Genomic DNA, 6,000 nt, shown 5'->3' with positions numbered 1-6,000 from the left:
CAGACAGCTAGGATGTTGGCTTAGAAGCAGCCATCATTTAAAGAAAGCGTAATAGCTCACTAGTCGAGTCGGCCTGCGCGGAAGATGTAACGGGGCTCAAACCAGGCACCGAAGCCGCGGATTCACACTTATGTGTGAGTGGTAGGGGAGCGTTCTGTAAGTCTGCGAAGGTGTATCGAGAGGTATGCTGGAGATATCAGAAGTGCGAATGCTGACGTAAGTAACGATAAAGGGGGTGAAAAGCCTCCTCGCCGGAAGACCAAGGGTTCCTGTCCAACGTTAATCGGGGCAGGGTGAGTCGACCCCTAAGGTGAGGCCGAAAGGCGTAATCGATGGGAAGCAGGTTAATATTCCTGCACGACTTGTAATTGCGATGGGGGGACGGAGAAGGCTAGGTGGGCCAGGCGACGGTTGTCCTGGTGAAAGTGCGTAGGTGGTGTTTCTAGGCAAATCCGGAGACACAACACTGAGACACGAGACGAAGCCACTACGGTGGTGAAGCCATTGATGCCCTGCTTCCAGGAAAAGCCTCTAAGCTTCAGATTACAAGTCATCGTACCCCAAACCGACACAGGTGGTCGGGTAGAGAATACCAAGGCGCTTGAGAGAACTCGGGTGAAGGAACTAGGCAAAATAGAACCGTAACTTCGGGAGAAGGTTCGCTCTTGACAGTGAAGTCCCTTGCGGATGGAGCAGTTGGGAGTCGCAGTGACCAGATGGCTGGGACTGTTTATCAAAAACACAGCACTCTGCAAACACGAAAGTGGACGTATAGGGTGTGACACCTGCCCGGTGCCGGAAGGTTAATTGATGGGGTTAGCGCAAGCGAAGCTCTTGATCGAAGCCCCGGTAAACGGCGGCCGTAACTATAACGGTCCTAAGGTAGCGAAATTCCTTGTCGGGTAAGTTCCGACCTGCACGAATGGTGTAACCATGGCCATGCTGTCTCCACCCGAGACTCAGTGAAATCGAATTCGCCGTGAAGATGCGGTGTACCCGCGGCTAGACGGAAAGACCCCGTGAACCTTTACTACAGCTTGGCACTGAACATTGAACCTACATGTGTAGGATAGGTGGGAGGCTTTGAAGGCGTGACGCCAGTTGCGCTGGAGCCGTCCTTGAAATACCACCCTTGTATGTTTGATGTTCTAACGCAGGGCCCTGAATCGGGCTCGCGGACAGTGCCTGGTGGGTAGTTTGACTGGGGCGGTCTCCTCCCAAAGAGTAACGGAGGAGCACGAAGGTTGGCTAATCCTGGTCGGACATCAGGAGGTTAGTGCAATGGCATAAGCCAGCTTAACTGCGAGACGGACAGGTCGAGCAGGTACGAAAGTAGGTCATAGTGATCCGGTGGTTCTGAATGGAAGGGCCATCGCTCAACGGATAAAAGGTACTCCGGGGATAACAGGCTGATACCGCCCAAGAGTTCATATCGACGGCGGTGTTTGGCACCTCGATGTCGGCTCATCACATCCTGGGGCTGAAGTCGGTCCCAAGGGTATGGCTGTTCGCCATTTAAAGTGGTACGCGAGCTGGGTTCAGAACGTCGTGAGACAGTTCGGTCCCTATCTGCCGTGGGCGTTGGATGATTGAAGGGAGTTGCTCCTAGTACGAGAGGACCGGAGTGAACGAACCTCTGGTGTTCGGGTTGTCACGCCAGTGGCACTGCCCGGTAGCTAAGTTCGGAATCGATAACCGCTGAAAGCATCTAAGCGGGAAGCGAGCCCTGAGATGAGTCATCCCTGACCCCTTGAGGGTCCTAAAGGGCCGTTGGAGACCACAACGTTGATAGGTGGGGTGTGTAAGCGCGGCGACGTGTTGAGCTAACCCATACTAATTACCCGTGAGGCTTAACCATACAACACCCAAGAAGTGTTCTGAGACTTGTAACAGACCCCAAGAACTACTAACTAATTCAGTGATAATGACAAGGCAAACTAGCCGAGTTGTTATTCACGTCAGCTTTCCAGATGAAGTTTTTTGCCTGGCGGCCATAGCGCCGTGGAACCACCTGATCCCATGCCGAACTCAGAAGTGAAACGCGGTAGCGCCGATGGTAGTGTGGCATTCGCCATGCGAGAGTAGGACACTGCCAGGCACCCAATACAAGAAACCCCGCTCACTCGAGCGGGGTTTTTTATTGTCTGAAAATTAGCGCATTGACTGATAATTGACCTCTAACTTTGACGACATGTTCCCTCGGTCCAAAAACCTCGACCATCTTCTGTTCGATATTTATCCATTATCGCCACGTGCTGGATATAAAAAGCACAGAATGTGATGACTCTACCTTTCTTGTGATGCCTGCTCTGCTTTAATTCGTCTGCCCACGTTCGATGGGCCAAGGAATCACAATAATCTGAGGAATGGACACATGTTCAAAAGAACAGTAACGATGATGCTGGCGGCGGGAACCCTGGTATTAGGCGGTTGCGCATCCAATGGTGGTGCAGAGCAGGCGGCAGACAACAGCGACTTCGACGGCAAGTCCATCTACCTGCGCGGGGAGATGAACGACTGGATGGCGACCGATGAGAGCAAGGTTGTCAAGGTAGCAGACAAGCTCTACATGGCCAAGGGAACGCTCAAGAAAGAGTGGGCGCCCTACAAGTTCAAGTTCGCCGATTCCGGCTGGAGCTGTGGTACCAACTTCGGCTACAAGAGTCCGAGTGACGGCGTCGCCGTGCTGGGCGGAGAGCCTGTGCCGGTCAACCCCTGCTCCAAGTATGAGGACATGAAGTTCTCGCCGGATGCTGACGGTGTCTACGAGTTCTATCTGAATATGGCGGGTGAGACGCCGAGCGTGTACGTCAAGAAGCCCTGAGATTTCCCCTCCCGTTAAATTCATCGGGAAATGAACTGGTTAAATGCCCTGGCCCAAATATCTGCTGGCCGGGGCATTTTTTTAGGATAGAATCGGCGCCCCGTGAGAGAGATACTATATATAGTGTTATCTGGTTTATATGAAACCTATTAGTTGTGTTTTTAACTCTGTCATGACGTTGTTGCATTCACATAAGGTGGCTTGAAAATGGCTAAATCCAACCCTGTTCTGGAGAGTGGACCCGGTTCTGCCCTCATCCCCATGCAGGAAACTTCCCTCGAGATCTGGGACAGCAAGTATCGCCTCAAGAGCAAGGATGGGGAGCCCATCGATGGCACCATAGACGAGACTTATCAGCGGGTTGCCCGTGCGCTGGCGGCCCAGGAGAGCGAGCCCGATGCCTGGTATGAGCCCTTCCTGTGGGCGCTGCGCAATGGCGCCATCCCGGCGGGTCGCATCACTTCCAATGCCGGGGCCTTCGAGCACAAGCCGGCCACCTCGACCATCAACTGCACCGTCTCCGGCACCATCGAAGATTCGATGGACGACATTCTCGGCAAGGTGCACGAGGCCGGCCTGACCCTGAAAGCGGGCTGCGGCATCGGTTATGACTTCTCGACCCTACGCCCGCGTGGTGCCTTCGTCTCCGGCGCCGGGGCCTATACCTCGGGCCCGCTCTCCTTCATGGATATCTACGACAAGATGTGTTTCACCGTCTCGTCAGCCGGTGGTCGTCGCGGCGCCCAGATGGGTACCATGGATATCCGGCATCCCGACGTGATCGAGTTCATTCAGGCCAAACGGGAAGATGGCCGCCTGCGCCAGTTCAACCTATCCCTGCTGATCACAGAAGAGTTCGTCAAGGCGGTGAAGGAGGATGCTCCCTGGCGGCTTATCTTCCCCTACACCGCCAAAGAGGTGGAGCAGGACGGCATCGCCCTGGATGATCCCGCTCAGGTGCTCTGGGCCGACTGGCCGAACAAGGAAGGAGTGGTGATCAACGCGCTGGGGCAGGTGGCCTGCAAGGTCTACAAGACCCTGCCAGCGCGCAAGCTGTGGAACGTCATCATGACCTCCACCTATGACTATGCGGAGCCCGGTTTCATCCTGATCGACAAGGTCAACCAGATGAACAACAACTGGTTCTGCGAGGAGATCCGCGCCACCAACCCCTGTGGTGAGCAGCCCTTGCCCCCCTATGGCGCCTGCCTGCTGGGGTCGGTCAATCTGACCAAGTTTGTCCGCGAGCCCTTCACCGAGCGGGCCGCCTTCGACTGGCAGGCGTTTCGCAAGGTAGTGGCCATCTTCACCCGCATGCTGGACAACGTGGTGGAGATCAATCAATTGCCGCTCCCTAAGCAGCGCGAGGAGATCACCGCCAAGCGCCGCCACGGCATGGGCTTCCTCGGCCTGGGGTCGACCCTCACCATGCTGCAGATAAAGTACGGCTCTGCCGCTTCTGTCGCCTTCACCGAGCAGGTCTCCCAGGAGCTGGCCATGACCGGCTGGCAGGAGTCCCTGGCGCTGGCGAAAGAGAAGGGCCCTGCCCCCATCATGGAGCAGGAGTTCGAGGTGACCGGCAAGATGTTGCGGCTGCGCCCCGAGATGGCGGCCGATGGCATCAAGCTCGGCGACAAGGTGAAGGGCAAGGTGCTGCATGCGTGCTACAGCCGCTACATGCAACAGGTGGCCGAGGTGGATCCCGCCCTGGTGGCCGCACTGGCCGAGGTGGGTGGGCGTTTCACCCACCACAGCAGCATAGCGCCGACCGGTACCATCTCCCTGTCGCTTGCCAACAATGCCAGCAACGGTATAGAGCCGAGCTTCGCCCATCACTACAGCCGCAACGTCATCAAGGCGGGCAAGAAGAGCAAGGAGAGCGTGGATGTCTACTCCTTCGAGCTGCTGGCCTACCGGGAGCTCATCAATGCTGGCGCCATGCCTTACACCGAGGATGAAGCCTGCCGTCTGCCGGATTACTTCATCACCGCCGACGACATCAGCCCGGCCCAGCACGTGGACATCCAGGCCGCGGCCCAGCGCTGGATAGATTCGTCCATCTCCAAGACGGCCAACGTACCGACCGACTTCCCGTTCGAGCAGTTCAAGGACATCTACATGTATGCCTCGGACTCAGGCCTCAAGGGCTGCACCACCTTCCGCTTCAACCCCGAGGCCTTCCAGGGCGTGCTGGTGAAGGAGAAGGATCTGGAAAACACTCAGTACGAGTTCACCCTGGAGGATGGCTCCGTCATCACGGTGAAGGGGAACGAAGAGATCGAATACGATGGTGAGCTGCACACCGCCGCCAACCTCTACGACGCCTTGAAAGAAGGCTATTACGGTAAATTCTGAGAACAGATTATGGTCAAGAAGATCGACAGGAAAATCGTCGCCTACAAGGTGAAAACCCGGGATGAGCCGCAAGAAGCGCCGGCTCCTCAGGATGACGTGGTGCACATGCACGAGACGGTACTGCGTCCGGAGCGGCTGATGGGCACCACCTACAAGCTGAAGACGCCGGAGCATGTCTCCGAGCACTCGCTGTTCATCACCATCAACGACATCATTCTCAACGAGGGCACGGTCCACGAGACGCGCCGTCCGTTCGAGATCTTCATCAACTCCAAGAGCCTGGAGCACTACCAGTGGATAGTGGCGCTGACCCGCATCATCTCTGCGGTGTTTCGCAAGGGCGGGGATGTCACCTTCCTGGTGGAGGAACTGAGATCCGTGTTCGATCCCAAAGGGGGTTATTGGAACAAGGGCAAGTATGTGCCATCGCTCATCGCCGAAATTGGCAACGTGATCGAGACTCATCTCACCGAGATAGGCATGCTCAAGGCCACCGGGCTGGATGAGCACCAGCAGGCGTTTCTGGCCGAGAAGCAGGCACAGATCCAGGCCGAACAGGAGGCTGACGTCCAGCAGGCAGGCAGCGGCTTCCCGGCCAGTGCGGCGCTCTGCTACAAGTGCCACACCAAGGCGCTGGTGCAAAAGGATGGCTGCATGACCTGCCTCAACTGTGGCGATTCCAAGTGTGGCTAGCAGGTGCGGTTAGTCCGAAAAGCAGTATGAAAAGACCGGCCTGTGGGCCGGTCTTTTCTATTGGGTATTTTCTGTTCAGTCAGTCGCGGGAGCCAAAGGGATTTGTTGCACGCTGGTAAAATCGGGCG

At 56.3% G+C, this 6,000-nt stretch carries 3 protein-coding genes and 2 rRNA genes (1 of these 5 only partly in view); all 5 read left to right on the top strand.

The window, feature by feature from the left end; translation table 11 throughout:
- Positions 1 to 1,858: ribosomal RNA gene (locus tag KI797_RS16895) — 23S ribosomal RNA — on the top strand (it extends 1,032 nt beyond the left edge of the window).
- 125 nt (positions 1,859 to 1,983) lie between these two features.
- Positions 1,984 to 2,098 (top strand): 5S ribosomal RNA (gene rrf / locus KI797_RS16890).
- Positions 2,099 to 2,374: 276 nt separating this feature from the next.
- On the top strand, positions 2,375 to 2,824 hold the full coding sequence (locus KI797_RS16885; RefSeq protein WP_041206375.1) for a pullulanase: 450 nt from the start codon (positions 2,375 to 2,377) through the stop codon (positions 2,822 to 2,824).
- A gap of 207 nt (positions 2,825 to 3,031) precedes the next feature.
- Positions 3,032 to 5,179 carry an adenosylcobalamin-dependent ribonucleoside-diphosphate reductase gene (locus KI797_RS16880; RefSeq protein ID WP_218409626.1) on the top strand — a complete coding sequence of 716 codons (2,148 nt, stop codon included), beginning with the start codon at positions 3,032 to 3,034 and terminating at the stop codon, positions 5,177 to 5,179.
- Between the two features lie 9 nt (positions 5,180 to 5,188).
- Positions 5,189 to 5,872 carry a TSCPD domain-containing protein gene (locus KI797_RS16875; protein ID WP_005323870.1) on the top strand — a complete coding sequence of 228 codons (684 nt, stop codon included), beginning with the start codon at positions 5,189 to 5,191 and terminating at the stop codon, positions 5,870 to 5,872.
- Positions 5,873 to 6,000 lie beyond the last annotated feature (128 nt).

It is taken from the genome of Aeromonas media (genome assembly GCF_020423125.1).
GTDB classification, from domain to species: Bacteria; Pseudomonadota; Gammaproteobacteria; order Enterobacterales; family Aeromonadaceae; genus Aeromonas; species Aeromonas media.
This window is presented reverse-complemented; position numbering and strand designations above follow the sequence as displayed.